This window comes from Synechococcus sp. R60.1, assembly GCF_047461835.1.
GTDB lineage: Bacteria > Cyanobacteriota > Cyanobacteriia > Thermostichales > Thermostichaceae > Thermostichus.
Map to the genome: position 1 here is coordinate 1 of NZ_JANSIA010000151.1, position 2,446 is coordinate 2,446.

At 57.8% G+C, this 2,446-nt stretch carries 2 protein-coding genes; one reads left to right on the forward strand and one right to left on the reverse strand.

The features are described 5' to 3' along the window. Nucleotides 1-170: 170 nt before the first annotated feature. A complete protein-coding gene (locus NW834_RS13575; RefSeq protein WP_414418497.1) occupies nt 171-752 on the reverse strand; it encodes a DUF192 domain-containing protein in 582 nt (193 codons plus the stop codon). A 282-nt stretch (nt 753-1,034) separates the two neighbouring features. Here NW834_RS13575 and NW834_RS13580 point away from each other — a divergent pair, with 282 nt between their 5' ends. Then, nucleotides 1,035-2,318, forward strand: coding sequence for a serpin family protein (locus NW834_RS13580; protein WP_414418499.1), 1,284 nt, complete (start codon nt 1,035-1,037; stop codon nt 2,316-2,318). Nucleotides 2,319-2,446 lie beyond the last annotated feature (128 nt).

Sequence of the window (2,446 nt, forward strand, 5' to 3'; positions counted from 1 at the left end):
AGTAATCCGTACTGAACATATTATACATTATTTTCAGTATAGTTGAGCTTATTATTGACTAGAGTCATGCTCTTCTGTAGGCTTAGTTAGCAACCCTCAAAAATCATCGCAAAGATTCTTCAAAAGATCATCTTCGAGCCCGTCTTCCTTGTCCCCAAGGGAGGGAGAGATCAAGGGGCTGCGGGCTGAAGCTCTCGGATCTCGACCGGATCTCCAACGGCCAAACCCAAAGCGGCAGCCGTCCCGCCGCGAAACTCCAGCACACCGTCCACCAACTGGGAAGGAGGCGGCCCATAGGTGGGGCAGGGTTGGGCGGGGCAGCCGGGCACATCGGCGGCAATGTACACCACCTTGCCTTGGTGAAGGAAAATGATGTCCAGGTTGATCAGGGTGTTGAACATCCAAAAAGAAGCTGGCTGGGGCGGATCAAAGGGAAACCACATGCCCCGATCCGGCGGCAAATCGGTGCGAAACATCAGGCCCAAGCGCTGTTGCTCAGGGGTGCGGGCCACCTCTAGCTCAAAGCGTTGGCCGGCAAGGGTGACTTCGGCTTCAACCGGCAGTTGCTGGGGCTGCCCTATGGCTGGGGGGGATGGAGAGATGGCTTCGGTTACCTGAGTTTGTGAGGCGGGAGATCTCTCCGTGGCAGCAGTACATCCCAAGCCGGATCCCAGGAGCAGCAGAGCCAAACCCAAGGCAACTTTGCGTCCTCGCGGAACTTTTTGCGGACTCCGTATCACGAACAGAACCATGTGGCGCTCTCCTGTGCAGGCTTCATCCTATCGCGCCGGACGCTGCTGCCGCGACTTGGCCAACCGGATGCAGAAAGTTCCCCTCTGGGAGGGCCTTGCCAATTCTTGCTTGCCGGAAGCTGCCTGCGTCTTTCCACCTTGAGCGCAGCGGAAATGGCGTCCCTGGGCAAGGGCAGCCCGCAACCGACCCGATAGCATAGCCATAGACTTTATCGTTCCCCACCCTGCCAGGAGAGCCGTATGAAAGACCCTTTCAATTTCAATAGATTCAATAGATCCTCGGTGAGCCGGATCCCGCTTCTGGCTCTGCTGGGTTTACTGAGCCTGGGCCTCTGGCCCACTCACGGGATGGGATCCCGTTCACAGGAAACCCCGGTGCGGATTCCCTTTGAGCCAACGGTGACCTATGGGGAAGGGTATGGGGAAAAGACCGTGGCCCAACAAGCCCAAAGCCGCTTTGCGCTGAAACTGTTTGATCACCTGCTCCGTCAGCAGCCCCAAGAGAACCTCTTTTTCTCCCCCTTGAGCATCCGCCTGGCCCTGAGCATGCTCTACAACGGCGCCTCTGGGGAGACTCAAACGGCAATGGCCGAGGTGCTGGAGGCACAGGACCTTTCCCTCAATGAGTTGAACTGGAGCAATGCCCAAATGGTGGGCTGGCTGGCGGAGGGATCCCCGGCAGGAGGGCCAGTCCAGGTGCAAATGGCCAACGGCCTCTGGGTGGATCAAACCCTCACCTTACAGCCCCAGTTTTTGCAGGCTTTGGCCACCTACTACCAAGCGGTGGTGAATCGGGTGAATTTGGGATCCCGGCAAACGGTGAACCAGATCAACGGCTGGGTGGCCGAGCGCACCCAGGGCAAGATCAACCGCATTGTGGATCGCCTCAGCCGCGAGGATTTGATGGTTTTGCTCAATGCCATCTACTTCAAAGGCGAGTGGACTCAGCCCTTCGATCCGGAGCGCACCCAAACTCAGCCCTTTACTCGGTTGGATGGCCGCCGCGTCCGAGTACCCATGATGGTTCAATCAGGTCGTTACGACTACCTGGAAACCGAGCAGTTGCAGGTGGTGAGCCTGCCCTACGGGGAAGGAGAACTGGAAATGCTGATCCTGCTGCCCAAGAAGGGAGTGAAGCTGGAATCGCTGCGGGCAGAGCTGAGCCCGGAAACTTGGCAAGAATGGACGGGATCCCTGCGCCCCCGTGCAGGTTCGGTGCGGATCCCGAGATTTGAATTGGCTTATGAAACGGATCTCACTTCCGTTCTGCAGCAGTTGGGCCTGGGAGTTGCCTTTTCCAACCGAGCCGATTTCAGCCAGATGACCCCAGAGCCAGCGCGGATCAGCAAAGTCCTGCACAAAGCAGCAATTGAAGTGAACGAAGAGGGATCCGAGGCGGCAGCCGCTACTGGGGTGATCGTCTCCCGGACTGCTGTCGACCGGCAAGAGCCCTTTCAATTTGTGGCAGATCGGCCCTTCTGGTTTGCCATTGTGGCCTCCAGATCCGGCGGCAACCCAGCGGCCCAAACCGTTCTGTTCATGGGATCCCTGGTGGATCCTAAATAAGGGGATCCCTCAGGGCAGCTTGCTGACTTCTTACCGGGCGTGCAGATCGCTCTTCAGCTAGAAATCGCAGGAGCCCCGCACTGTACCCGTAGGGTCACTGCCGGGAGGAATGCGCTTTGATGAAGTAC

Bases quoted from the DNA above. Each gene is read 5' to 3' on its own strand.
- NW834_RS13575 (WP_414418497.1), bottom strand. From the start codon at position 752: ATGGTTCTGTTCGTGATACGGAGTCCGCAAAAAGTTCCGCGAGGACGC.